Annotated in this window: 22 protein-coding genes, 1 tRNA gene and 1 pseudogene; 13 read left to right on the forward strand and 11 right to left on the reverse strand. The window is 67.2% G+C overall.

Translation table 11 applies throughout. The features are described from left to right. Positions 1–54 precede the first annotated feature (54 nt). From MSPGM_RS01275 to MSPGM_RS01285, 3 genes and pseudogenes are all read left to right on the forward strand, one after another. A pseudogene (locus tag MSPGM_RS01275) lies at positions 55–857 on the forward strand (ATP12 family chaperone protein). 171 nt (positions 858–1,028) lie between these two features. After that, on the forward strand, positions 1,029–1,166 hold the full coding sequence (locus MSPGM_RS01280) for a hypothetical protein (protein ID WP_003597261.1): 138 nt from the start codon (positions 1,029–1,031) through the stop codon (positions 1,164–1,166). A gap of 285 nt (positions 1,167–1,451) precedes the next feature. Further along, positions 1,452–2,984: an acyl-CoA carboxylase subunit beta gene (locus MSPGM_RS01285; protein ID WP_003597263.1), complete on the forward strand. Its 1,533-nt coding sequence runs from the start codon at positions 1,452–1,454 to the stop codon at positions 2,982–2,984. 60 nt (positions 2,985–3,044) lie between these two features. Here the strand turns inward: MSPGM_RS01285 and MSPGM_RS01290 are convergent, their stop codons facing one another. Both MSPGM_RS01290 and MSPGM_RS01295 read right to left on the reverse strand, forming a co-directional pair. Continuing rightward, positions 3,045–3,599: a TerB family tellurite resistance protein gene (locus MSPGM_RS01290; RefSeq protein WP_003597265.1), complete on the reverse strand. Its 555-nt coding sequence runs from the start codon at positions 3,597–3,599 to the stop codon at positions 3,045–3,047. 138 nt (positions 3,600–3,737) lie between these two features. Beyond that, positions 3,738–3,812: transfer RNA gene (locus MSPGM_RS01295), tRNA-Val, on the reverse strand. 223 nt (positions 3,813–4,035) lie between these two features. Between MSPGM_RS01295 and MSPGM_RS01300 the strand changes: the two genes are divergently transcribed. The 4 genes from MSPGM_RS01300 to MSPGM_RS01315 all read left to right on the forward strand — a co-directional run bounded on the left by MSPGM_RS01300 (position 4,036) and on the right by MSPGM_RS01315 (position 7,493). Further along, entirely contained in the window at positions 4,036–4,683 is a 648-nt protein-coding gene (locus MSPGM_RS01300; protein WP_003597266.1) for a TetR/AcrR family transcriptional regulator, read from the forward strand. 33 nt (positions 4,684–4,716) lie between these two features. Continuing rightward, the gene (gene ilvC / locus MSPGM_RS01305) at positions 4,717–5,736 is read left to right on the forward strand and encodes a ketol-acid reductoisomerase (RefSeq protein ID WP_003597269.1); all 1,020 of its coding nucleotides are present in this window, start codon (positions 4,717–4,719) and stop codon (positions 5,734–5,736) included. Between the two features lie 167 nt (positions 5,737–5,903). Next, positions 5,904–6,557, forward strand: a complete 654-nt coding sequence (locus MSPGM_RS01310; protein WP_003597270.1) for a pyridoxamine 5'-phosphate oxidase family protein — start codon at positions 5,904–5,906, stop codon at positions 6,555–6,557. 111 nt (positions 6,558–6,668) lie between these two features. After that, positions 6,669–7,493: a class I SAM-dependent methyltransferase gene (locus MSPGM_RS01315; protein ID WP_043706707.1), complete on the forward strand. Its 825-nt coding sequence runs from the start codon at positions 6,669–6,671 to the stop codon at positions 7,491–7,493. A 72-nt stretch (positions 7,494–7,565) separates the two neighbouring features. On the opposite strand, the gene ccrA is transcribed toward MSPGM_RS01315, so the two are convergent. Then, entirely contained in the window at positions 7,566–8,864 is a 1,299-nt protein-coding gene (gene ccrA, locus MSPGM_RS01320) for a crotonyl-CoA carboxylase/reductase (protein ID WP_003597276.1), read from the reverse strand. A gap of 180 nt (positions 8,865–9,044) precedes the next feature. Further along, entirely contained in the window at positions 9,045–10,517 is a 1,473-nt protein-coding gene (locus MSPGM_RS01325) for a catalase (RefSeq protein ID WP_003597278.1), read from the reverse strand. A gap of 366 nt (positions 10,518–10,883) precedes the next feature. Between MSPGM_RS01325 and MSPGM_RS01330 the strand changes: the two genes are divergently transcribed. Then, on the forward strand, positions 10,884–12,950 hold the full coding sequence (locus MSPGM_RS01330; RefSeq protein ID WP_003597279.1) for a protein meaA: 2,067 nt from the start codon (positions 10,884–10,886) through the stop codon (positions 12,948–12,950). Between the two features lie 109 nt (positions 12,951–13,059). Here the strand turns inward: MSPGM_RS01330 and MSPGM_RS01335 are convergent, their stop codons facing one another. Both MSPGM_RS01335 and MSPGM_RS01340 read right to left on the reverse strand, forming a co-directional pair. Then, positions 13,060–13,746 carry a DUF2490 domain-containing protein gene (locus MSPGM_RS01335; protein ID WP_003597281.1) on the reverse strand — a complete coding sequence of 229 codons (687 nt, stop codon included), beginning with the start codon at positions 13,744–13,746 and terminating at the stop codon, positions 13,060–13,062. Positions 13,747–14,043: 297 nt separating this feature from the next. Beyond that, positions 14,044–14,790 (reverse strand): SDR family oxidoreductase, encoded by a 747-nt coding sequence (locus MSPGM_RS01340; protein ID WP_003597283.1) that lies wholly within the window; start codon positions 14,788–14,790, stop codon positions 14,044–14,046. 108 nt (positions 14,791–14,898) lie between these two features. Between MSPGM_RS01340 and MSPGM_RS01345 the strand changes: the two genes are divergently transcribed. Both MSPGM_RS01345 and trpS read left to right on the forward strand, forming a co-directional pair. Beyond that, positions 14,899–15,228 carry an ArsR/SmtB family transcription factor gene (locus MSPGM_RS01345; protein ID WP_003597287.1) on the forward strand — a complete coding sequence of 110 codons (330 nt, stop codon included), beginning with the start codon at positions 14,899–14,901 and terminating at the stop codon, positions 15,226–15,228. Positions 15,229–15,379: 151 nt separating this feature from the next. After that, complete coding sequence (trpS, locus tag MSPGM_RS01350; RefSeq protein WP_003597289.1) at positions 15,380–16,441, forward strand: tryptophan--tRNA ligase; 1,062 nt, start codon at positions 15,380–15,382, stop codon at positions 16,439–16,441. Between the two features lie 13 nt (positions 16,442–16,454). Here the strand turns inward: trpS and MSPGM_RS01355 are convergent, their stop codons facing one another. Then, the gene (locus tag MSPGM_RS01355; RefSeq protein WP_261926131.1) at positions 16,455–16,628 is read right to left on the reverse strand and encodes a hypothetical protein; all 174 of its coding nucleotides are present in this window, start codon (positions 16,626–16,628) and stop codon (positions 16,455–16,457) included. Positions 16,629–16,800: 172 nt separating this feature from the next. Here MSPGM_RS01355 and leuD point away from each other — a divergent pair, with 172 nt between their 5' ends. After that, positions 16,801–17,406 (forward strand): 3-isopropylmalate dehydratase small subunit, encoded by a 606-nt coding sequence (leuD, locus tag MSPGM_RS01360; protein WP_003597293.1) that lies wholly within the window; start codon positions 16,801–16,803, stop codon positions 17,404–17,406. Between the two features lie 7 nt (positions 17,407–17,413). Here the strand turns inward: leuD and MSPGM_RS01365 are convergent, their stop codons facing one another. Both MSPGM_RS01365 and meaB read right to left on the reverse strand, forming a co-directional pair. Further along, positions 17,414–18,034, reverse strand: coding sequence for a peptidase C15 (locus MSPGM_RS01365; RefSeq protein WP_003597294.1), 621 nt, complete (start codon positions 18,032–18,034; stop codon positions 17,414–17,416). Beyond that, positions 18,031–19,020, reverse strand: a complete 990-nt coding sequence (meaB, locus tag MSPGM_RS01370) for a methylmalonyl Co-A mutase-associated GTPase MeaB (protein WP_003597297.1) — start codon at positions 19,018–19,020, stop codon at positions 18,031–18,033. Before meaB ends, MSPGM_RS01365 begins: the two co-directional genes overlap by 4 nt. 146 nt (positions 19,021–19,166) lie before the next feature. Here meaB and MSPGM_RS01375 point away from each other — a divergent pair, with 146 nt between their 5' ends. Beyond that, on the forward strand, positions 19,167–20,201 hold the full coding sequence (locus MSPGM_RS01375) for an alpha/beta hydrolase (RefSeq protein WP_003597299.1): 1,035 nt from the start codon (positions 19,167–19,169) through the stop codon (positions 20,199–20,201). 185 nt (positions 20,202–20,386) lie between these two features. After that, complete coding sequence (locus tag MSPGM_RS01380) at positions 20,387–20,734, forward strand: hypothetical protein (protein ID WP_003597301.1); 348 nt, start codon at positions 20,387–20,389, stop codon at positions 20,732–20,734. A gap of 77 nt (positions 20,735–20,811) precedes the next feature. Here MSPGM_RS01380 and MSPGM_RS01385 read toward each other — a convergent pair whose 3' ends face one another. Together MSPGM_RS01385 and MSPGM_RS01390 are read right to left on the reverse strand one after the other, a co-directional pair. Then, positions 20,812–22,692, reverse strand: a complete 1,881-nt coding sequence (locus MSPGM_RS01385) for a S9 family peptidase (protein ID WP_003597303.1) — start codon at positions 22,690–22,692, stop codon at positions 20,812–20,814. Between the two features lie 68 nt (positions 22,693–22,760). Next, positions 22,761–23,678, reverse strand: a complete 918-nt coding sequence (locus MSPGM_RS01390; RefSeq protein ID WP_003597305.1) for a L,D-transpeptidase — start codon at positions 23,676–23,678, stop codon at positions 22,761–22,763. Positions 23,679–23,964 lie beyond the last annotated feature (286 nt).

Here is a 23,964-nt window from a genome sequence, read left to right on the forward strand (position 1 = left end):
CCGCCGCCGCGACCGAGACTCGCGCGAGGCGATGAGAAATCCTATTTGCGGACCATGAGCACTTCAGGCGACGACGTCACCCGAGATTGGCTGGGCGAACCCGGCGAGAACGGAAAGCCGGACCGCGTTCAGGCCTCTCGCGGCGGTTCGGGCCGACGCTGCCGAAGCGCTTCTACGCGCAGGCCGGCCTCGCGGAGGCCGAGGGCGGCTTCCGCCTCGTCCTCGACGGGCGCGGCGCCAACACGCCGGGCCGCCGGCCGCTGGTCGTGCCCGACCGGGTGCTGGGCGAAGCGCTCGCGGCGGAATGGGAGGCGCAAGCGGACGTAATCGACCCGCGCACCATGCCGCTGACCCGCCTCGTCAACACCACGATCGATGGCGTGGTCGAGCGCCGCGCCGCGGTCGCCGAGGATCTCGCCGCCTTTGCCGGCACCGATCTCGTCGCCTACCGGGCCGGCGCGCCCGAACGCCTCGTTGCCGTTCAGTCCGAGGCCTGGGACCCGCTCGTGGCTTGGGTCGCCGAGACGCTCGGCGCACGGCTGTTCCTCGCCGAGGGCGTCATGCATGTCGAGCAGCCGGAGGGCTCGGTGGCCGCGTTGCGCGCCGCGATCGAGGCGGTGGACGACCCGTTCCGCCTCGCGGCCCTGCACACACTCACGACGCTGACCGGCTCCCTCGTGATTGCGCTGGCCGTACTGCACGGCCGCCTGAGCGCGGACGACGCCTGGGCGGCGGCCCATGTGGACGAGACCTATCAGGCGAGCGTCTGGGGGCGCGATGCCGAGGCCGAGGCGCGCCTTGCCCACCGCCGGACGGAGTTCGAGACCGCGGCGATGGTGGCGCAACGACCCAATTGAACGGCCGTCTGCACATGGATGATGCGGGTGCGACCACTGGTAAGGCAAGATGCCTAATCTCGCACCGATTATAATTTCCTGGTCATACTAAGTTTAAGTGTCACTGCGGCGCACTAGCGGGCCGGCCTGTTCCTATTCCAATTTGGCAACGTCCAACTTTTGGAGACGAACGTGCCGACCCTTCGACTCAACACCCAGCGGATCGCCCTTGCCACCCTCACGGCCGTGCTCACCCTGAGCGCCGCCGCCTGCGCGACCAAGCCCCCGCCCGCACCGGTCGAGCCGGCGCCGCTGATCAAGAAGGGCTGAGGACGCCGGTTCGTCCGTATCGAATCTCTGAGAGCGCGTGGCCCCGGCATTCGAACCGGGGCCGCCATTTCGACCGCAAGGCCCGCGGATTGGCTGCGGTCGAGCGTCGTCCCGAACGGTGGCAACCGGCTTTCGGAACAAAGGAGGATGCTCGCGGCGCGTCGCTGGCCGTTTCCGAGGGCGGGAACGCGTGCTAAGGGCGATCGATCGATGCAAGGTCAAGCTCTTACGCTCTGATCTGTATTCAAAAAACGATTTCGATCCCCAGGGAGTCTCGCCAGCACCATGAAGGACATTCTCGAGAAGCTTGAGGAGCGTCGCGCACAGGCCCGTCTCGGCGGCGGGGAAAAGCGGCTCGAGGCGCAGCACAAGCGCGGCAAGCTCACGGCGCGCGAGCGCATCGAACTCCTGCTCGACCACGGGTCGTTCGAGGAGTTCGACATGTTCGTGCAGCACCGCTCCACCGATTTCGGCATGGAGAAGCAGAAGATCCCCGGCGACGGCGTCGTCACCGGCTGGGGCACCGTGAACGGGCGCACCGTCTTCCTGTTCTCGAAGGACTTCACGGTGTTCGGCGGCTCGCTCTCCGAGGCGCACGCAGCCAAGATCGTTAAGGTCCAGGACATGGCGCTGAAGATGCGCGCCCCGATCATCGGCATCTTCGATGCCGGCGGTGCGCGCATCCAGGAGGGCGTGGCCGCGCTCGGCGGCTACGGCGAGGTGTTCCGCCGCAACGTCGCTGCCTCCGGCGTGATCCCGCAGATCTCGGTCATCATGGGGCCGTGCGCGGGCGGCGACGTGTACTCGCCGGCCATGACCGACTTCATCTTCATGGTGCGTGACACGAGCTACATGTTCGTGACCGGCCCCGACGTGGTGAAGACCGTCACCAACGAGGTCGTGACCGCCGAGGAACTCGGCGGCGCCAAGGTCCACACCTCGAAATCCTCGATCGCCGACGGCTCGTTCGAGAACGACGTCGAGGCGATCCTCCAGATCCGCCGCCTGCTCGACTTCCTGCCCGCGAACAACATCGAGGGCGTGCCGGAGATCGAGAGCTTCGACGACGTCAACCGCCTCGACAAGTCGCTCGACACGCTGATCCCGGACAACCCGAACAAGCCCTACGACATGGGCGAGCTGATCCGCCGGGTCGTGGACGAAGGCGACTTCTTCGAGATCCAGGCGGCTTACGCCCGCAATATTATCACCGGCTTCGGCCGCGTCGAGGGCCGCACCGTCGGTTTCGTCGCCAACCAGCCGCTGGTGCTGGCCGGCGTGCTTGATTCGGACGCCTCCCGGAAGGCGGCCCGCTTCGTGCGCTTCTGCAACGCCTTCTCGATCCCGATCGTCACCTTCGTGGACGTGCCGGGCTTCCTGCCGGGCACGGCGCAGGAATATGGCGGCCTGATCAAGCACGGCGCCAAGCTGCTCTTCGCCTACAGCCAAGCCACCGTGCCGCTCGTGACCATCATCACCCGCAAGGCCTTCGGCGGCGCCTACGACGTCATGGCCTCCAAGCATGTCGGCGCCGACCTGAACTACGCGTGGCCGACGGCGCAGATCGCGGTGATGGGCGCCAAGGGCGCTGTCGAGATCATCTTCCGCGCCGAGATCGGCGATGCGGACAAGATCGCCGAGCGGACCAAAGAATACGAGGACCGCTTCCTCTCGCCCTTCGTGGCGGCGGAGCGCGGCTACATCGACGAGGTGATCATGCCCCACTCCACCCGCAAGCGGATCGCGCGGGCGCTCGGGATGCTGCGCACCAAGGAGATGGAGCAGCCCTGGAAGAAGCACGACAACATCCCGCTCTGACGGCGGGACCACGGTGGGCCGCCCTTCGGGGCGGCCTTTTTCGTTATCGTGGGGTCCGTTCTAGCCGAAGCGGCCGGCCCGGCTTGTCGCCAATTCCGGCTTGCCGGCGATCAGCCGACGGTTCAGCCGTGCCAGCGCCTCTCGCTGCAGCTCGCTCGGGGCGGAATGGGCGGAGGCGACCTCGGTCAGCATCTCGACGAGCTGCATCCGCTCCTCGCCCGTCAGCTTTTCGCGAAACAGCGGCAGCAGCGGGTCGGCGACGAGCGAGAACGGGCGGCGCTCCTGCGTGTAGCGCCACGCCCGCTCGAAGGTCGCCGAGATCGTCTGAATCTCCAGCGGGTTTTCCATGAGCTCGAAGATGCAGGTCTTCTCGGACGCCGTGATCGGGCTACCGGTCCGCACGACCTGGATCATCAGGATGACGGCGGCGAGCCGCACGTCGTTCACCCGCTGCAACGGCGTCCCGACGAAGTTCTCGAAGGCCGACTTCGCCTTGCGCTGAAGCCCCTTGGTGTCTTGATCGATCTCTTTGAGCTGCTTGACCGTGTAGTGGGCCCGCAGAAGCCAGATCAAAACGCTGACGATGACGGCGGTGAAAATGACGAGGATCGGCAACCAGCAGTCTCCGCGAACGCACCAATGATGCGAATCGCCGCGTAACCCATCACGCAGACACGCAAGCGTCAAATGCCTGCTGATGGCCGCATAGACGCTGTTTGTGCCGAGAACGACCGAACTGCCGTGGAGGGGCGGTGGTGGGCGCGACAGGGATCGAACCTGTGACCCTTCGCGTGTGAAGCGAATGCTCTCCCGCTGAGCTACGCACCCAAACACCCGACGTGCCGCCGCGGGTGGGCGACACGGGCGTCGCTGTGGCGACGGAGGGCCGTATACGCCGAGGCTGGGCGCTCGGCAAGCGGGTTCAGCAAGGCGGCGACAGAAACGTGACGGTGCACGGGATCGGACGATCTCGACCATCCCGCTTGTCCCGGGCGGCTGGCTCGGTTAGACGAGCGTACCGTACGGTACGGTACTGTCCAGCAACCGGATCATGCAGCCGAGCCCCCTCATCACCGACGAGCTTTCGGCCGAGACGCCCACGCCGCGCCAGCAGGCGGTGCTGGATGCCGCGTTGGCGCTGATGGTCGATGGCCGTGATCCGCTCACCATGGACGCAGTGGCGCGCCGGGCGAGCTGCTCGAAGGAGACGCTCTATCGCTGGTTCGGCGACCGCGACGGTCTGCTGACCGCCACGGTCCGCTGGCAGGCCTCGCGGGTCCATGCCGGCCGCTACGACGTGAGCGGGCTGGATGCCGTCGCCCTGCGCAAGAACCTGCTCGACTTCGCCGAGAGCTGGCTTGCGGTCATTGCCAGCCCGACCTCGGTCGCGCTCAACCGTATCGCCATCGCCGATGCGGGGTCCCGAAAGAGCAATCTCGGTGGCATCGTGCTGGCCAATGGCCGCTTCGCCATCGGCGAGCGGGTGAAGCCGGTGCTCGAAGCGGGCCGCGCGGCCGGCCTGCTCGCATTCGAGGACAGCGAGGCGGCCTTCCGGACCTTCTTTGGTCTGGTCGGCCGCGATATTCAGATCCGACTTCTTCTCGGCGACGCGCTCGACCTCCACGCCGCCGAGATCCGGAGCGACGCGGCCCGTGCCGTCGAGCAGTTCCTGGCCCTCTACGGCCGGGCGAAACCCTGAACCGAAACCACTGACACGAGAGAGGACACCACCATGCGCGTCTATTACGATCGCGATGCCGACCTGAACCTGATCAAGGGCAAGAACGTCGTCATCGTCGGCTACGGCTCCCAGGGCCATGCTCACGCGCTGAACCTGCGCGATTCGGGCGTCAAGGACATCGTCATCGCCCTGCGCGAGGGCTCCGCCACCGCCAAGAAGGCTGAGCACGAGGGCTTCAAGGTGATGAACGTCGCCGACGCCGCCAAGTGGGGCGACGTGGTGATGATGCTCACCCCGGACGAGCTGCAGGGCGACATCTACAAGGAGTCGCTGGAGCCGAACATGAAGCAGGGCGCCGCGCTCCTGTTCGCCCACGGCCTCAACGTGCACTTCAACCTGATCGAGCCGCGCAAGGACCTCGACGTGCTCATGGTCGCCCCGAAGGGCCCCGGCCACACCGTGCGCGGCGAGTACCTCAAGGGCGGCGGCGTGCCGACCCTGATCGCCATCGCCCAGGACGCCTCGGGCAACGCCCACGACCTCGGCCTCTCCTACGCCTCGGCCAATGGCGGCGGCCGCGCCGGCATCATCGAGACCACCTTCAAGGAAGAGTGCGAGACCGACCTGTTCGGTGAGCAGGCCGTGCTCTGCGGCGGCCTCGTCGAACTGATCAAGGCCGGCTTCGAGACGCTGGTCGAGGCGGGCTACGCCCCCGAGATGGCCTATTTCGAGTGCCTGCACGAGGTGAAGCTGATCGTCGATCTCATCTACGAGGGCGGCATCGCCAACATGAACTACTCGATCTCGAACACCGCCGAGTACGGCGAGTACGTCACCGGCCCGCGCATCGTCACGCCGGAGACCAAGGCCGAGATGAAGCGCGTCCTCAATGACATCCAGTCGGGCATCTTCACCCGCAACTGGATGCTGGAGAACAAGGTCGGCCAGACCTCGTTCAAGGCCACCCGCGCCAAGCTCGCCGCCCACCCGATCGAGGAAGTCGGCGCCAAGCTCCGTGGCATGATGCCGTGGATCTCCGAGAAGGCCCTGGTCGACAAGACCAAGAACTGATCTTTTCGGACTTGGAGGCCGGGCTTCGCTCGGCCTCCGCTGTGGTGCCTGAGGCCGGTTCGCGCGAGCGTGACCGGCCTTTTTCGCGGCCCCGTTTGCGCCCTTGCGCCTTTGCCTTAAACGCTCCCTCAGGAGGCCCGAAGCAATCGGCCCCGGAGGAGACGCATATGGCATCGCTCTACTCGGAGGCGCACCGCGCCCTCCAGGAGGAATTCGGCACGACCAAGCTCGCCGTACGCCTCGACGAGGATTGGGTTCACGAGACGATTCAACCCGACGAGGCCGCCTTCATCGCCTCGCGCGACATGTTCTTCCTCTCCACCGTTGATCCCGACGGCATGCCGACCGTCTCCTACAAGGGCGGCCCGACCGGCTTCGTGAAGGTGGTCGACGGCTCGACGCTGGTCTTCCCCGGCTTCGACGGCAACGGGATGTTCTACTCGATGGGCAACATCGAGGGGCAGGCCAAGATCGGCCTTCTGTTTATCGACTTCGAGACGCCGCACCGCATCCGCGTCCAGGGTCACGCCTCGCTGCTGCGCGACGATCCGCTGATGGCCGAGTACACGGAGGCGAAGTATCTCGTGCGGGTCGATGTGACGAAGATCTGGATCAACTGCCCGCGCTACATCCATAAGTACAAGAAGCTCGAGCAGAACAAGTACGTCCCCCGCCCCGACCGGGAGACGCCGCTCGCGGCCTGGAAGCGGCTCGATCTTGCCGGCGACGTCATCAGCGACGAGGACAAGGCGCGCGTCGCCAAGGAAGGCCGCCTCGAAGTCCCGGAATACGAGGCGCTCGTCGCCCGCGGCGAGGCCTGAGCCCGACCGGCGTCGCCTCTCGCATTCGTTCGACCCGGCCGGCTTTACGAGCCGCGCCGGGTCGTGCTTCGTGCCCGCGACCTCGGACAGCACGACGGGCCGCATCTCGGCATGACGTTTCTTAAGCGAACGCTGCACAATCATCCGCAGATCAAGCGGGCACTTAAGTCCGTCGCCAAATCAGCGGGATTATTTCGCAACAGCCCGGCCAACGACTTCTATCGCGATCTGGCCGAGGTAAAGACGCGGGGCGACGACGCCTTCTCGAAGCTGTTCTACGGCTATGACGGCGACCACCTGATCAACAAGTGGAACCACTTCCTGCCGATCTACAGCCGGCTGTTCGCGCCCTTCCGCGACGGCAGGACGGACGGGCGACCGCTGCGCTTCCTCGAGATCGGCGTCTACGAGGGCGGCTCCCTCGACCTTTGGCGTCGTTTCTTCGGACCGAGCGCCATTCTCTACGGCGTCGATGTCGATCCGCGCTGCGCGGTGTTCGACGGTCGCGCCGCGCAGGTCCGTATCGGCTCGCAGGCCGATCCCGCTTTCCTTCGGTCCGTGGTCGAGGAGATGGGCGGCGTCGATGTCGTCCTCGACGACGGCAGCCACGTCGCGAGCCACCAACGCGTCACCTTCGAGACGCTGTTTCCGCTCCTGGCGCCAGACGGTCTCTACGTCGCCGAAGACCTGCACACCTCGTACTGGCGGGACTACGAGGGCGGCTACCGCCGCCGGGGCACGTTCCTGGAGATGACGAAGGGGTTCATCGACGACATGCACGCTTGGTATCACGACCGGGGCGCGCAGGAGATCGGCCGGAGCATCGGCGCGATCCACGTCTTCGACAGCATCGTCGCCTTCGAGAAGGGGGGCGGTGAACGGCCGTTCCACACCACGATCGGCACACCGCAGCGGGCGATCGACCGGGTGCGCTGAACGCGTCCCCCAACGAAAGAAGCCCGCGCATCCACCGGGATACGCGGGCTTCTTCGTGTCACGTGGACTGGCTCACATCGCCTTGAGCGGGCCGGCCTCGATCACGTCCTCGACCGTGCGCAGACCCGCGCGGGTGGAGTTGACGAGCACCGCCATGTTGCCCGGCGGGTGCTGGTTCTTCCACATCTTGGTGTGGGCCGCCGGGATCTTGTCCCAGGGGAACACCTCGCTCATGCAAGGATCGACGCGCCGGTCCATCACGAACTGGTTGGCGGCCGAGGCCTGCTTGAGGTGGGCGAAGTGCGAGCCCTGGATGCGCTTCTGCCGCATCCAGACGTACCGGGCGTCGAAGGTGATGTTGAAGCCGGTGGTGCCGGCGCAGAACACGATCATGCCGCCGCGCTTGGCCACCAGCGTCGAGACCGGGAAGGTCGCCTCGCCGGGATGCTCGAACACGATGTCGACGTCGTTGCCCTTGCCGGTGATGTCCCAGATCGCCTTGCCGAACTTCCGGGCTTCCTTGAGCCAGGTGTTGTATTCGGGGCTGTTGACGGTCGGGAGCTGACCCCAGCAGTCGAAGTCCTTGCGGTTGATGACGCCCTTCGCACCGAGGCTCATCACGTAGTCGCGCTTCGACTCGTCCGAGATCACGGCGATGGCGTTGGCGCCGGAGGCCGCGCAGAGCTGGACGCCGAACACGCCGAGGCCGCCGGAGGCGCCCCAGATCAGCACGTTCTGGCCCGGACGCACGGTGTGCGGCGCGTGGCCGAACAGCATGCGGTAGGCGGTGGCGAGCGTCAGCGTGTAGCAGGCGGCCTCTTCCCAGGTCAGGTGCTTGGGGCGGGCCATGAGCTGACGCGACTGCACCCGGCAGAACTGCGCGAACGAACCGTCGCCGGTCTCGTAACCCCAGATCCGCTGGGTCGGCGAGAACATCGGATCGCCGCCGTTGCACTCCTCGTCGTCGCCGTCGTCCTGGTTACAATGGACGATGACCTCGTCGCCGACCTTCCAGCGCTTCACCTTGGCGCCGACCTTCCAGACGATACCCGACGCGTCCGAGCCGGCGATGTGGTACTCGCCCTTGTGCACGTCGAACGGCGAGATAGGCTCGCCCAGGCCGGCCCAAACGCCGTTGTAGTTCACGCCCGCGGCCATGACGTAGACGAGCACCTCGTCGTCGCCGATCTCCCAGACGGGAAGCACTTCGAGCTGGTGCGACTGCTCCGGCGGCCCGTGGCGCTCGCGGCGGATCGCCCAGGCATACATCTTGGCAGGCACGTGGCCGAGCGGGGGGATCTCGCCGAGCTCGTAAAGGTCCTTGGCTTCCGCCGTCTGCCCGGTCCAGGCCGGTGCTGCGCTTGCAGCCATCGTGGCACTCCCTGTTGGTTCTGGCACGCGCGTGACGAACCGCGCGACCTTGGCCGACGCTATAAGCACGATGTTTCCAGCCTTCCAAGTGGTCTAAAAGGCAAGGCTTTGCCTCGTCCGCACAAAAAAGAGGCACCGACCAACGTCGATGCCCCTGTATTCAAAATAATGTTGAGATGACTATTCGGCGGCGGCCTGTGCCGTATCGATGCCGAGCCCCTGGGCCACACCGCGCCCGAAATCCTCGTGCACCTTGAACCAGTGCGCGATCATCCGCTCCTGAATGTGGCGCGGGCTGTCGCCCATCGAGGTGACGATATTCTCGACGAGCCGCTTGCGGCCGCCCTCATCCAGCACCTTGGTCCAGAACAGCTTGGGCTGACCGTAGAGATCCTCGTCGTCGCCCGGCCAACCGTAGCGGCCAGCATCGCCCTGGATCCGCAGTGGCGGCTCGCTGAAGGACGGGTCCTGTTTCGGACCGCCGAAGGAGTTCGGCTCGTAATCGACCTGGGCGCCGTGATTGCCGTCGGTGCGCATGGCGCCGTCGCGATGGTAGGTCTGAACGTCAGCGTTTTTCGCCTGGTTCACCGGGATCTGCTGGTAGTTCACGCCGAGCCGGTAGCGGTGGGCGTCGGCATAGGACAGCACCCGGTTCTGCAGCATCTTGTCCGGCGAGAAACCGATGCCGGGCACCACGTTCGAGGGCTCGAAGGCAGATTGCTCGATCTCGGCGAAGTAGTTCTCGGGATTGCGGTTGAGCTCCATCTCGCCGATCTCGATCAGCGGATAGTCGCCGTGCGGCCAGACCTTGGTCAGGTCGAACGGGTTGATGCGGTAGGTGTCGGCGTCCAATTCCGGCATGAGCTGCACGGAGACCTTCCATTTCGGGAAGTCGCCCTGCTCGATGGCAGTCGAGAGGTCGGCGGAGGAGTAGTCCGGATCCTTGCCCGCTACCTCGTCGGCTTCGTCGGCCGAGAAGTTCTGGATGCCCTGCTTGGTGTGGAAGTGGAACTTCACCCAGTGGCGCTCGCCCCGGTCGTTCCAGAGCGAGAAGGTGTGCGAGCCGTAGCCGTTCATGAAGCGCGCCGATTTCGGCGTGCCGCGATCCGAGTACAGGAACATGACCTGATGGATCGCCTCCGGCGACAGGCTCCAGAAGTCCCAGCGGCGCCAATGCGGCTTGAGGTGGGTGCGCGGATCGCGCTTCTGGGTGCGGATGAAGTCGGAGAACTTGATCGCGTCGCGCACGAAGAAGATCGGGGTGTTGTTGCCGACGAGATCCCAGTTGCCCTCCTCGGTGTAGAACTTGAGGGCGAAGCCGCGCGGGTCGCGGGCGGTGTCGGCCGAACCGGACTCGCCGCCGACGGTGGAGAAGCGCGCCACCATCGGCACGTCCTTGCCGACCTCGGTCAGCACCTTGGCACGGGTGAACTCGGACAGGCTTCTGGTGAGCCGGAACGTGCCGTAGGCGCCGTAGCCCTTGGCGTGCACCACCCGCTCCGGGATCCGCTCCCGGTTGAAGTGGGCCATCTTCTCGATGAGGTGGTAGTCCTGCATCAGAACCGGCCCACGCGAGCCGGCGGTGAGCGAATTCTGATTGTCGGAAATCGGGTTTCCGAAGGCCGTGGTCAGGCGCGGGCCCTGGTCTGCCATCGCATGTCTCTCCGTGTCGATGCCTCTGCGGGCGGGCGTCGCAACCAGCTTTGCGCCGTGCGAACGTTGCCGCCCCAACGCGTGAGGCCGAGCTTGGAGCCATTCGTTTCTGCAACGATGCGGTGCATCTGTCGCCCTCCGGTTGAACAATCGCGGGGAATTGAAAGGCGGCGGGGGCTCGCGTTGTGTCGGGAGCCGGCCGCCCAACGACAAATCCGCTTCACCGCCACATCAAGTTTTTCCAGGGCTTGAGGCACGCACCCTCGACCTTTCTCCCAGATGACGCGACGCAGCGGCTTCGCTACGGTGCCGGCCAATAGCCGCGCCTCAAGGCGCGCGATTGCATCGGACAGGGAGTCGAGTGGGATGAGCGCGCAAGCGAGCGTCGCCGAGGTCAAGCGCGACAAGCCGTGGATCATCCGCACCTATGCGGGGCATTCCACGGCGGCGGAGTCCAACAAGCTCTATCGCGGCAACCTGGCCAAGGGTCAGACCGGCCTCTCGGTCGCCTTCGATCTGCCGACGCAGACCGGCTACGACCCGGATCACGAACTCGCCCGCGGCGAGGTCGGCAAGGTCGGCGTCTCGATCGCGCATCTCGGCGACATGCGGGCCCTGTTCGACCAGATCCCGCTGGCACAGATGAACACCTCGATGACGATCAACGCCACGGCGCCGTGGCTGTTGTCGCTCTACCTCGCGGTGGCCGAGGAGCAGGGCGCACCGCTCGCGGCACTCCAGGGCACCACGCAGAACGACATCATCAAGGAATATCTCTCGCGCGGCACCTACGTGTTTCCGCCCGCGCCTTCGCTTCGGCTCACCAAGGACGTGATCTTGTTCACGACCAAGAACGTGCCGAAGTGGAACCCGATGAACGTCTGCTCCTACCACCTGCAGGAGGCGGGGGCGACGCCGGTTCAGGAACTCTCCTACGCGCTGGCCATCGCCATCGCCGTGCTCGACACGGTGCGCGACGACCCCGATTTCGACGAGGCCAGCTTCTCCGACGTCTTCAGCCGGATCTCGTTCTTCGTGAACGCCGGCATGCGGTTCGTCACCGAGATCTGCAAGATGCGGGCGTTCGCCGAGCTATGGGACGAGATCGCCCAGGAGCGCTACGGCATCACCGACGCTAAGAAGCGGATTTTCCGCTACGGCGTGCAGGTCAACAGCCTCGGGCTAACGGAGCAGCAACCCGAGAACAACGTCCACCGCATCCTAATCGAGATGCTGGCGGTGACGCTGTCGAAACGCGCCCGCGCCCGCGCGGTGCAGCTCCCGGCCTGGAACGAGGCGCTCGGCCTGCCGCGCCCGTGGGACCAGCAATGGTCGATGCGGATGCAGCAGATCCTCGCCTTCGAGACCGACCTGCTGGAATACGACGATATCTTCGACGGCTCGACGGTGATCGAGGCCCGCGTCGAGGCGCTCAAGGAGCAGACCCGGGCCGAGCTGACGCGCATCGCTGAGATCGGCGGGGCGGTCACGGCGGTCGAGGCGGGCGAACTCAAGCGGGCGCTGGTCGAGTCGAATGCCCGGCGCATCTCGGCGATCGAGAAGGGCGAGCAGATCGTCGTCGGCGTCAACAAGTGGCAGCAGGGCGAGCCCTCGCCGCTGACGGCCGGAGACGGCGCGATCTTCACCGTCTCGGAGACGGTGGAGATGGAGGCCGAGACCCGCATCCGCGAGTGGCGCTCCAAGCGCGACGAGCGCGCGGTCGGCCAGGCGCTCGCCGATCTGGAACAGGCCGCGCGCTCGGGCGCCAACATCATGCCGCCCTCCATCGCCGCTGCGAAAGCGGGCGTGACGACGGGCGAATGGGGCCAGCGCCTGCGCGAGGTGTTCGGCGAGTACCGCGCGCCCACGGGTGTGACGCTGCAGACCGTCACTTCCGGCGCGGCGGAGGATGCCCGCCTGCTCATCGCCGACCTCGGCGAACGGCTCGGCGAGACGCCCCGCCTCGTGGTCGGCAAGCCGGGCCTCGACGGCCATTCCAACGGCGCCGAGCAGATCGCTTTGCGCGCCCGCGATGTCGGCTTCGATGTGACCTATGACGGCATCCGCCAGACGCCGACCGAGATCGTCGCCAAGGCGAAGGAACGCGGCGCCCACGTCATCGGCCTCTCGGTGCTGTCGGGCAGCCATGTCCCCCTGGTGCGCGAGGTGAAGGCCAAGCTGCGCGAGGCCGGGCTCGATCACGTGCCGGTCGTCGTCGGCGGCATTATCTCGACCGAGGACGAGTTGGTGCTCAAGAATATGGGCGTCACCGCCGTCTACACGCCGAAGGATTACGAGCTCGACAAGATCATGGTCGGGCTCGCCAAGGTGGTGGAGCGGGCACTCGACAAGCGCGCTGCCGACCGGGCGGATACGGAGGCCGGCGTGCCGGGCGCGCCGAAGCGGAACGAGAGCGGGGCGCAGGTCTTCTGAGGGCCGCCGCGATGGACCTGGAGCGGTGCCGAACGGATCGTCACCGCTTCCCAGCATCGATGTCCGCGATCCTCGCCGAGCCGGCGTCGATCGCGGCGCGGGGCGCCTGTCAGTATCGAACGAAGAGATTGAGCGACAGGATGTGATCCAGCTCGATCCCGCTGGCCTGCGTCCGGGCCGTCTGGTTCAGGTACCCGATCTCGACCGTCGATTTCCCACCGATCGGCAGCTCGAGGCCGATGAAGGCCCGGACGCGGTCGAAGCCGGCCCGGGTGCCCCAATCCGTGTCGTTCAGGGCCACGAAGAGCTCTGTCCAGCCGACGGCCGAGACGCCGCCCCAATCCTTCGGCAGGGGCATCGCGAAACGCAGATTCTCGCGCAGCCGAAACCCCACATCCCGCCCGGCGGATTGCCATCGCTGCTCGAAGCGGGTGCGGGATGAGACCTTCACGCCGGAGAACTCTCCGATCTTCCAGTTGATCTCCTGGAAGCTGCGATCCTCGATCCGCACATTGTCACGCATGCCGTGGTCTTCGACATAGGCGTAGCCCTGGTAGAGCACGAGCGCGTCGTTGACCTTCCAGCCCACCGCCGGGCGTAGAATGATCTGGTCGAGCTGCGAGATGCCGTTGCCGATCCGCGGCTGAACTTCCGCGAAGTAGGCCACATCGCCGACGGACCCGAACAGGGTCGTGTTGATCCAGAGCTGACCGTCCTGCACCGGCTCGGCGGAGGCCCGTGCGCCTGTCGCGATCAGGCACAGGGAAGCGAGGAGGAGGCGCGTATGTCGGATCACGATCCACTCTCCGCCCGCAGCATCGCCCCTCGTCGGCTTGGGGTGTCAGGGCTGGAGCGTGATTGTCCGTTCTCCGAGCCTACCGTCAAGCTCACCAAGGGCCGCATGCGGCGAGAGCCTCGAACGGGCTTGGGTCGAGATCGTTCGCGGCGCCACGCACCAAGTGACGGGGCCCCGCCTCCCGCAGGAATCGTTGAAACGACGCAGGCCGACGATGACGGAACAGGGCCGGCCCGCTTCCTTCGAGGTTTCTTCCTGCGCCCCCTTCGCGTGGGCGCAGGAGGAAACGCAGCGCCTTTAGCGAACGCCGCCGCTGGCGTTGATCACCTCGCCGGTCACCCAGCGGGCATCGTCGGAAGCGAGGAACGCGACGACCCCGGCGATGTCGTCCGGCTGGCCGGATCGGCCGAGCGGTGTCTGTGCGACGAGGCCGGCCTCCATCTCCGAGCCGGCGATGCCGGCGGTGTGGGTGCCCTCGGTCACGACGTAGCCGGGGCTGACGACGTTGACCCGGATCTTGCGCGGGGCCAGCTCGTTGGCGAGGACGCCCGAGATCGCGTTCAAGGCCCCCTTGGTCCCGCTATAGACCGCACTCGTCGGCATCAGCACGTCGGTGACGACGGACGAGATGTTGATGATGCTCCCGCCCTCTCCCAGGTGTTTCGATGCCGCCTGGGTCGCGAGCAAGACGCCCAGCACGTTGACGTCGAAGATGCGGCGGTAATGCTCTTCGGTCACTTCTTCGATCGCCGCGAATTCGTAGACGCCGGAATTGTTCACCAGCACGTCGAGCCGGCCGAATTGCTGCACCGCGGCCTCAACCAAGCCCCGCGCCTGCACGGCCTGCGAGACATCGGCCTGGACCGCGATGGCCTTGCCGCCGGCGGCCGTGATGGCTTCGACGACGGCATCCGCGCCGGCCTTGCTCGATGCGTAGTTGACGACGACGGCCGCGCCATCCTTCGCCAATGCTTTTGCGATGGCGGCGCCGATCCCCTTCGACGCACCGGTGACGACCGCGACCTTGCCCTCAAGCTTTGACATCTGTGCTAACCCTTCGACATGGGCCGGCGCCGGTACGGTCACCTCAGTCCCATAGTTCGGGATTTCGGAACTACCGAAGCGGGGTTCAAGCCCCCATATGGATAAATCATGAGGCCCCTGTTTCACCCCGCGATCGAGGACGTCCAGCCGGAGGCGATCCTCCACGCCCTGTCCGATCCGCGCCGGGCGGCCATCTTCGCCCGGATCACGAAGGCGGGCTGCGTGGAGGCGTGCTCGGCCCTCTCATCGGTGGGCGATCAGGTGATCCCGAAATCGTCGCTGTCGAGCCACTTCAAGGTGCTGCGCGAGGCCGGCTTGATCCGCTGCGAGCGTCATGGCGTCGAGATGCGCAACCACTCGCGCTGTGCGGAAGTGGAGACGCGGTTCCCCGGCCTGCTCTCCGCGATCATGAACGCCTACGCGGCGCGGGCTTCGTAATCGCCCACGGATGATGTGGCCGCGGGACGGGAGGCGCCGGAGCGCGACCCATCCTGCTTGACCGGCCGCCGCTGCGGGTGCCAGAAACCGCCGCTTCAAGCGGGATGCGAGATCGCCTCGGCCCGGACCTTCTTTCCAGGGACCCGCGCCGATGGCCGCGTTCACCGAACTCGTGTTTTCCGGCGTCCAGCCGACCGGGAACCTGCACCTCGGCAATTATCTCGGCGCCATCAAGCGCTTCGTCGAAATGCAGGCGCGCGACGCGCAGTGCCTCTATTGCGTGGTCGATCTCCACGCGATCACGATGTGGCAGGACCCGGAGGCGCTCAAGGGCCAGATCCGCGAAGTGACGGCGGCCTTCCTCGCCGCCGGCATCGATCCGAAGCGCTCCATCGTCTTCAACCAGTCCCAGGTGCCGCAGCACGCGGAACTGGCCTGGATCTTCAACTGCGTCGCCCGCCTCGGCTGGCTCAACCGCATGACGCAGTTCAAGGACAAGGCCGGCAAGGACCGGGAGAACGCCTCCATCGGTCTCTACGATTACCCCGTGCTGATGGCCGCCGACATCCTCGCCTATCGTGCCACGCATGTGCCCGTGGGAGAGGATCAGAAGCAGCACCTCGAACTGACCCGCGACATCGCGCAGAAGTTCAACAACGACTTCGCGGGGTCGATCCTGGCGCATGGCCACGGCGAACAGTTCTTCCCGATCACCGAGCCGCTGATCGGTGGGCCGGCGGCGCGCGTGATGTCCCTACGCGACGGCACCAAGAAGATGTCGAAGTCGGACCCGTCCGAGTACTCGCGCATCGCGCTCACCGACGACGCCGACGCCATCGCCCAGAAGGTGCGCAAGGCCAAGACCGATCCGGAGCCCCTCCCCTCGGAGGTCGCGGGCCTTGCCGGCCGGCCGGAGGCGGACAACCTCGTCGGCATCTTCGCGGCACTGCGCGGCATCACCCGCGACGAAGTGCTGGCGGATTTCGGCGGAGCGCAGTTCTCGAGCTTCAAGCCGGCGCTGGTCGATCTCGCCGTCGAGACCCTGGCGCCGATCGGTTCCGAGATGAAGCGGCTCGTCGCCGATCCGGCCTATATCGATTCCGTTCTCGGAGACGGCGCGAGCCGGGCCGAGGCGATCGCGGCGCCGACGCTGGATGCGGTCAAGGACATCGTCGGCTTCGTCCGGCGCGGGCCGGCACTCAGGGCGGTTTAGGGTTTCAGTGCCGTCACCGCCGGGGCTCGTCCTTGCGCAGGTGGCGGCCATAGGCCTGCTCCTTCTCCTCCCGCTCCTTGATCAGGTCGGCATAGGCTTGGCGCATCTCGGGGGAAACGCTCACGCTCTTGCCCTTAGCGGGCTTGTGCTTGGGCGCCTTCTTGAAAGTGTCTGAAGTGTCGGCCATCGGTCTCGCTATCCCCCTTCGCGACCCATCCTATCATAACGCAAGCGCAATGCCGGCTGAAACGGAGCGGCTACCGGTGGGGCGCTCGGACTGCTAAATACCGGCGCACAAGGCCGCAGGATTGATACCCGGCCGCCGACGACGATTTCGAGAAGACCCCCGAGAAGACCCCATGGAAAAGTTCACGACCTTGGAGGGCGTCGCCGCGCCCATGCGGATCATCAACATCGATACCGACCGCATCATCCCCAAGCAGTATCTCAAGACGATCAAGCGCACCGGGCTCGGCCAGGGCCTGTTCTCGGAGATGCGCTACAACGACGACGGCTCGGAGTATCCCGATTTCGTCCTCAACCAGCCGGCCTACCGCCACGCCAAGACCCTCGTGGTCGGCGACAATTTCGGCTGCGGCTCCTCGCGCGAGCACGCGCCCTGGGCGCTGGCCGATTTCGGCATCCGCTGCGTGATCTCCACGAGCTTCGCCGACATCTTCTTTAACAACTGCGCGAAGAACGGCATCCTCGCGATCGTCGTCTCGCCGGAGGATCTGGAAAAGCTGTTCCAGGACGCAGAGCGCGGCGCCAACGCGACGCTGACGATCGATCTGGCGGCGCAGACCATCAAGGGCCCGGACGGCGGCACTCTGCATTTCGACATCGACGAGGGCCGCAAGCACAACCTGCTCAACGGCCTCGACGAGATTGGCCTGACCCTCGACCAGAAGGCTCCGGCGATCGACGCCTACGAGGCGAAGCTCGCTCAGCGCGAATGGGCCTGAAGACCCGCTAAGGCTGCGCCCTGCCCCGCAGGGCGAGCACCCGGGCCGCCTCGATCAAGGCCTCAGTCCATCGATCGAGCGCGGGGGGCCGGCGGCCTCCGCCGACCTTCGGACGGCGGGTGCGCGGCGGCATCGGGATGTGCACGAAAACCGCCGGGCACCCCGTCGCCAGCACCCGATAATACGAAGCGTTGCACAGGTAGCGTCCGGCATCGCGTGACGCGGCGGCATCGAGTCCGGCGCGCTTCAGGGCGACCCGCACCTGCGCCGCCGCCCCGCTCCGCCGCTGCGCCGGGCCATCCGGCTCGAAGGCGAGGAAACGCCCCACCGCCCCACTCGCATCGGGAAACAACCGGCTGACCCGGTTGACCGCTCGCGTCTCGACGCAGACGCGGGACCGGCGCGCCGCAACGCCGATCATCAGCACGGCACGCGGCCGCCTCGCCAGAGCCGGGGCGAGTTGCGTGTCGAGGGCGCCGTAGCGCGTCTCCAGCACGAGGCAGTCCGGCGCGTGGCCGAGGAGGCGGCGCAGATGCGGCGAGGCCGCCACGCGCCGCGCGAGGCGGGCGCTCGGATTGTCGGGCACGGTCGGGAACGGGCCGAAGCCCGTGATGAGCAGACGGCTCACAACCCGATCAGGGTCGCGATCGCATCGGCGCCGGCAGCGGGCGAGTGCTCGCCGCCCGCAACCGCCCGCTCAGCCTCGGCGGTGGCCTGCCGCACCTCGGCGCTGCCGACGAGGCGCTGGTGCAGCCGCTCGTGAACGAGCGCCCACATCCACTTCACGTCCTGCTCGCGGCGCTTGCCCGCGATCTCGCCGGTCGCGGTGAGCTTGCTGCGGTGATCCTCGATCCGGCTCCAGAGGGAATCGAGCCCCTTGCCGTGCAGGCCCGAGATCGTGACCACCGGCGGCGTCCAGGTGGCGGAAGGCGGCGTCAGGATGTGGAGCGCAGCGCGGTACTCGGAGGCGGCGGCACTCGCCCGCCGCTCGCCGTCGCCATCGTCGGCCTTGTTGACCGCAATCATGTCGGCGAGTTCGAGAATGCCCTTCTTGATGCCCTGAAGCTCATCGCCGGCGCCCGGCAGCATCAGCACGAGGAAAAAGTCGGTGAGATCGGCCACCGCCGTCTCCGACTGGCCGACGCCGACGGTCTCCACCAGGATCACGTCGAAACCCGCCGCCTCGCACAGCAGCATGGTCTCGCGGGTCTTGGCCGCGACGCCGCCGAGCGTGCCCGAGGAGGGCGAGGGCCGGATGAAGGCGTTGCGGTCGATGGCGAGCCGCGCCATCCGCGTCTTGTCGCCGAGGATCGAGCCGCCGGTGCGGGTCGAGGACGGATCGACGGCGAGCACCGCCACCTTGTGACCCGCCGCGGTCAGGAGCGAGCCGAGCGCGTCGATGGTGGTGGATTTGCCGACGCCCGGCACGCCGGTGATGCCAACGCGGATCGCCCGCCCCGTCTGCGGCAGCACCGCGTCGATGAGGTCGCGCACTGCCGCCCGGTGATCGGCCCGGCGCGACTCGGCCAGCGTGATGGCGCGGGCGAGCGCCGCTCGGTCGCCGGCCAGAAGCCGCTCGCGGAGTGTGTCCATGTCGGGAAGGGTCGCGCTCATGGCCCCTTCATGCCGGGGCGTCGCGCGGGCGTCGAGTGCCCAAAATCCCAATCGTGCCCCGCCACGGTCAAGATCGTGCGCGAAGGAGGAGCGCCCAGCGCCGGCTTGCCACCGGAGCGGGATTCCTCGGGGACTCGAAACCGCTCATGCAGCCCTCCGACGCGACCCGCCGCTCTCTCCTGCGCCTCATGGGGTTGGCTGGCGTGGCCGGACTCTCCCCTGCCCTGTCGGGTTGCGTGATGGACGGGCTCGCCACCGGCGCCGTCGGCGAGACGCAGTCGGCGCTCGACGTGAGCCCGGTGCTCCTCATCGCCACCACCCGTCGCCCCGCCGCCGGCAATCCGCCCAAAGCGCCGTTCTTCGGCTCCGAGCGCGGCCGGGGCCTGAGCTTTGCCGAGGCGCGCATGACCGCGCCGGACCGCTCGCTGATCGGCAAGGTCTCGGCGGTGGTGGGCGGCGATTGGGGCGTCCGCTCCGTCGGCGACGTCACGACGGGGTCGGGCGCGGCGGCGGCCTTCGCCCAATCCGCCTTCGGCCGCGACGTGCTGATCTACGTCCACGGCTACCGCGAGAGCTTCGAATCGGCCGCAATCAGCGCCGCCCGCCTCTCCGACGGCATCCGCTTCAATGGGGCTTCCGCCCTGTTCACATGGCCCTCGGCGGCGGCAACCTTCGATTACGGCTACGACCGCGAGAGCGCGCTGTGGTCCCGCGACGCGTTCGAGGACCTGTTGAAGACCGTGGCGACCACGCCGAGCGGCGGGCGCATCCACATCGTCGCCCACTCGATGGGCACGCTCCTCACGCTGGAGACGCTGCGCATGCTGCGGGCCGAGGCCGGCGAGGCGGCGGTCGCCCGGATCGGCGCGGTGGTGCTTGCCGCGCCCGACATCGACATCGACCTGTTCACCAACGGCGTCGAGCGCCTGGGGCCGGACGCCAAGCGCATCACCGTCATCTCGGCGACGAACGACCGCGCACTCGAACTGTCGGGCGCCATCGCCGGCGGCGTCGTCCGTGCGGGCGCCGCCGACCGGGAGCGCCTGGAAGCTCTGGGCGTGCGCGTGGCCGATGCCTCGGATTACGGCGGCGGGCTCTTCAACCACGATCTGTTCCTGTCGAACCGCGAGGTTCAGGCCGTCGTGAAGCGGGCCGTCTCGCGGGGCAGCAGCGGCACCTGAAGCAAATTCAGGAGCGTGGATCGCCGCTTTGCGGCGATTGCCCTGAACGCGTGGCTTTCGCCCATCGACGAATCCGGCCCCGGCGTCCTACAAGCGCCGCCGAACCCGGCCAGTCCGGTGCGGGTTTCCCGTGCAGCGCCGCCCGTCGGCCCGCGGCTCTTTTCCCTCTTTCGAGGACAGTCCCGATGTTCACGCTCGAGATCGACGGCAAGGCGATCGCGGTCATCAACGGCGACGAGGCGACCGCCCGCGACCTGTTCACCTGCGACGGCTTCAAGGAAGACATCCGCACGATGACGATCGACGGCCAGCCGATCTGGAACGGCACGTCGGACCTGATCGTACGCAAGGCCAATGAGGACGAGATCGAGGAGTTCGAGGACGCGCTCGCCTCCGATGACGGCGAGGGCGATTTCGAGCCCGACGCGCAGCACGAAGCCGAAGGCGACGGCTCGGACGACGAGGACGAGGCCGACATCGTCTTCCTCGTGGACATCGACGACGAGGACGAGGATCAGACCCTCGACGCCTGACGGAACGCGGATCTCCGCATCAAGACAGGCCATGCCGGCGAAGGCCGCCGGCATGGCCAAGGGATCGGGAGGCGCGCCTATCCCTCCCGCACCACCTGCATCGACGTCCCGGCCGATTCATCCTCGCGGATCGGCTCGCAGCGCCCGCCAAGATGGCGCGCCAGGAACTCTTCCGCCCGCGCGAAGAAGGCCAGCCGGTTGGCCGGGCGCACGAGGCCGTGGCCTTCGTCCGGAAACAGCAGGTAGGTCACGGGGATGCCGCCGCGCTCCATCGCCGCGACCATCTGGTCCGACTCGGCCTGTTTCACCCGCGGATCGTTGGCGCCCTGTACGATCAGCAGCGGCGCCTTGATCCGGTCGGCGAAATAGACCGGGGAGCGCTCGCGGATCAGCGCCATGCCTTCCTCAGTGTCGGGATCGCCGATGGCGCGGTGGAGCTGCGCCCGCATCGCCTCCCAATAGGGCGGGATCGTCCGCACCAGGGTTTCGAGGTTGGCCGGACCGACGAGGTCGATGCCGCAGGCGTAAGATCCGGGGTTGCGGGTCAGCGCCATCAGCGTGGCATAGCCGCCGTAGCTGCCGCCCATGATCGCGACGCGGGCCGGATCGGCCACACCCTGCGCCACCGCCCAGGCGACGGCGTCGCTGAGGTCGTCGTCCATCCGCTGACCCCATTCGCGGTCGCCCGCATTGAGGAAGGCCTTCCCGAAGCCGGTCGAGGAGCGGAAGTTGACGCTGAGCGCGGCATAGCCGCGATTGGCCAGCCATTGATGGAGGCCGTCGAAGCCGAAGCTGTCACGCGCCCATGGGCCGCCATGGACGAGCAGCACCAGCGGGCCGGGGGCCTGCGCATCGAGCGGACGGCTCAGATAAGAGACGAGATCAAGACCATCGCGGGAGCGGATGATCGCCGGGCTCATCGGGGCGAGCGGCGCACCCTCCAGTTCCGGCCGGGCGCTGCCGAGCGAGCGCAGCGTCTTTGCCTGCCGGTCGTAGATCGCGGCCTCGCCGACGCGGGTGTCGGCGCGGGCCACCACGATCCAGAGCGCATCGTCCTCCGTGCGGCTCGCCGGATACCAATCGCCGAGCCCCTGTGTTTCGAGAAAGGCGAAGTCGTCGGTCAAGCGCGGGTCGAGCACGTGCCAGGATTTGCGAGCATGGGTGACCGAGTAGGCCACCGGCTCGTGTGTCTCGGCGTCCTGCAGCACCGCGCCGATATCCGCCTCCTCGTGCGCGGCGAGCACGCGGGTCTCGCCGGTGGCGAGATCGATGCGGGTGAGTGCGGCGGTGTTGCGCCCGCGGCTGTCGCGGCAGAACAGGGCGGTGCCGGCGGCGTCGAGATTCTCCGCGCCGGAGACGCGGGCATCCTCGGGCGGGAAGGTGAGCCACGGCTTCCAGTTCGCGCCATCGGGGGCAATCAACTGGCTCGAACCGTCCGGAAGGTTGCGGAAGGCGAAGCGCACGGCGTAGCGCTCGTCGATCAGGAAGCCGGCAAAGCCCGGATTCTCGATCACGAGGCTACGCTCGCCGGTGGCGAGATCAATGCTGTGCAGGTCGTGGAAGCGCGGGTCGCGGTCGTTGATTGCGACGAGCACGCGGTCGCGCACGATGCGGCTGAGGCCCACGATCGCCGCGGCGATGCCGGGGATCGGCGTCAGGTCGCGCCGCTCGCCCGTGGTGAGATCGACGGCGTAGAGGTGGTGGTTCTCGTCGCCGTCCGCGTCCTGCACGTAGAGCAGGTGGCGCCCGTCATAGGCAAAGGCGTAGGCGTCGATGCCGCGGCGCCGGTCGGTGGTGACGGGCACGGCCGCATCGAGGTCGTCGATCGGCGCCGACCAGATGTTGAGCACGCCCTCATGGGGCGCCACCCAGCCGAGGCGGCGCCCGTCGGGGCTGATCTGATGACCGTAGCGCGTCGGGTTGCCGAAGAGATGCGCGCGCGGGATCAGATCGACCATGATGTTTCCTCGTTTCGGGTGCCCGCCGTCCGAAGGCGGGCTGACCGTACGAGGAAACTATCGCGGGATCAGCCGAGCACCACCACCTTCGCGCCGACTTCGACGCGGTTGAACAGGTCGATGGCGTCCTGATTGATCATGCGGATGCAGCCCGAGGACACGCTCTTGCCGATGGAGTGCGGCTCCAGCGTGCCGTGGATGCGGAACAGCGTGTCCTTGTTGTTCTGCCAGAGGTACATGGCCCGGGCGCCGAGCGGGTTGCGGCTGCCGCCGGGTACGCCGAGGCCGCTCTGGAGCTTGTCGACCTCGCGGGCGAGGTCCGGCCGGCGGGCGATCATCTCCTTGGGCGGATACCAATCCGGCCAAGCCTGCTTCGAGTTGACGGTGGCGCTGCCCGACCACGAGAAGCCCTGCTTACCCACGCCGACGCCGTAGCGCCGGGCCCGGCCGTTCGGCAGGACGAGGTAGAGGAAGTGCGCCTTGGGATCGACCACGATGGTGCCCGGCGCCTCGTTCGTGCGGAAATCGACCTCCTGGCGCAGGAAGACCGGGTCGAACTTCTTGTAAGGGATCGCCTGGACCGGGAACGGCTCGTTGGCGATCGCCGCGTAGGCCCGCGTGTAGTCGATCGGACCGTTATCGGGCTCCTGCGGCGGCACCGGATAACCGGCCTGCTGCTGGCGCGGCGTCTGGTTCGGCGCCTCGGCGGCGGGCGGCTCGCCATAGCGCTCGGCCCGGCGACGGGCATAGGCCTCGGCGTCGAGATCCGTCTGCGAATCCGGCACCGGCCGTCCGTTGCTCACCCGGCCATTATAGGGAACGTACTGCCCGCCCCGGCGGCGGTAGAGTTGGCCGGCGCTGTCCTGATAAAGACGGTCGTCGTCGAACCCTTCGAAACTCTGGGCGAGGACGCGCGCCGGCAGGCTCGCGAGCCCGAGGCTCGTCATGGCTCCGAGAAGAAGCTTACGGCGGTTCTGAACTGACATGGATCGCTCGATCGAAGTGGCCGGGCCGGGAAACGTCTCCGGAATACGGGGAAACGGTCACGATCATCCGGGCCGGCTGAACTGCCCCGCTTGCTCCCTAGCAAGGAAGCGGCCGGGCGTCAGGGCCGATCGCAACCGTCACGCCTCCTGCACCGGCAAGTGTGCGAACATTGTGTCCGAAAGGTTACACGCGCGGCCGCCATGCGCCGAATGAAGGGCTTTAACGATTTCGTAAAAAAGGTGCGGATTCCGGGGCGAATTGTGGCGGACGGCGATTGCATTGGCC

This window comes from Methylorubrum sp. GM97 (assembly GCF_024347855.1).
GTDB classification, from domain to species: Bacteria; Pseudomonadota; Alphaproteobacteria; order Rhizobiales; family Beijerinckiaceae; genus Methylobacterium; species Methylobacterium extorquens.

Coding starts and splice junctions, on each gene's coding strand:
- MSPGM_RS01285 (WP_003597263.1), top strand. CDS start 1,452: ATGAAGGACATTCTCGAGAAGCTTGAGGAGCGTCGCGCACAGGCCCGT.
- MSPGM_RS01300 (WP_003597266.1), top strand. CDS start 4,036: ATGCAGCCGAGCCCCCTCATCACCGACGAGCTTTCGGCCGAGACGCCC.
- ilvC (WP_003597269.1), top strand. CDS start 4,717: ATGCGCGTCTATTACGATCGCGATGCCGACCTGAACCTGATCAAGGGC.
- MSPGM_RS01310 (WP_003597270.1), top strand. CDS start 5,904: ATGGCATCGCTCTACTCGGAGGCGCACCGCGCCCTCCAGGAGGAATTC.
- MSPGM_RS01315 (WP_043706707.1), top strand. CDS start 6,669: ATGACGTTTCTTAAGCGAACGCTGCACAATCATCCGCAGATCAAGCGG.
- ccrA (WP_003597276.1), bottom strand. CDS start 8,864: ATGGCTGCAAGCGCAGCACCGGCCTGGACCGGGCAGACGGCGGAAGCC.
- MSPGM_RS01325 (WP_003597278.1), bottom strand. CDS start 10,517: ATGGCAGACCAGGGCCCGCGCCTGACCACGGCCTTCGGAAACCCGATT.
- MSPGM_RS01330 (WP_003597279.1), top strand. CDS start 10,884: ATGAGCGCGCAAGCGAGCGTCGCCGAGGTCAAGCGCGACAAGCCGTGG.
- MSPGM_RS01340 (WP_003597283.1), bottom strand. CDS start 14,790: ATGTCAAAGCTTGAGGGCAAGGTCGCGGTCGTCACCGGTGCGTCGAAG.
- MSPGM_RS01345 (WP_003597287.1), top strand. CDS start 14,899: ATGAGGCCCCTGTTTCACCCCGCGATCGAGGACGTCCAGCCGGAGGCG.
- trpS (WP_003597289.1), top strand. CDS start 15,380: ATGGCCGCGTTCACCGAACTCGTGTTTTCCGGCGTCCAGCCGACCGGG.
- MSPGM_RS01355 (WP_261926131.1), bottom strand. CDS start 16,628: ATGGCCGACACTTCAGACACTTTCAAGAAGGCGCCCAAGCACAAGCCC.
- leuD (WP_003597293.1), top strand. CDS start 16,801: ATGGAAAAGTTCACGACCTTGGAGGGCGTCGCCGCGCCCATGCGGATC.
- meaB (WP_003597297.1), bottom strand. CDS start 19,020: ATGAGCGCGACCCTTCCCGACATGGACACACTCCGCGAGCGGCTTCTG.
- MSPGM_RS01375 (WP_003597299.1), top strand. CDS start 19,167: ATGCAGCCCTCCGACGCGACCCGCCGCTCTCTCCTGCGCCTCATGGGG.
- MSPGM_RS01380 (WP_003597301.1), top strand. CDS start 20,387: ATGTTCACGCTCGAGATCGACGGCAAGGCGATCGCGGTCATCAACGGC.
- MSPGM_RS01385 (WP_003597303.1), bottom strand. CDS start 22,692: ATGGTCGATCTGATCCCGCGCGCGCATCTCTTCGGCAACCCGACGCGC.
- MSPGM_RS01390 (WP_003597305.1), bottom strand. CDS start 23,678: ATGTCAGTTCAGAACCGCCGTAAGCTTCTTCTCGGAGCCATGACGAGC.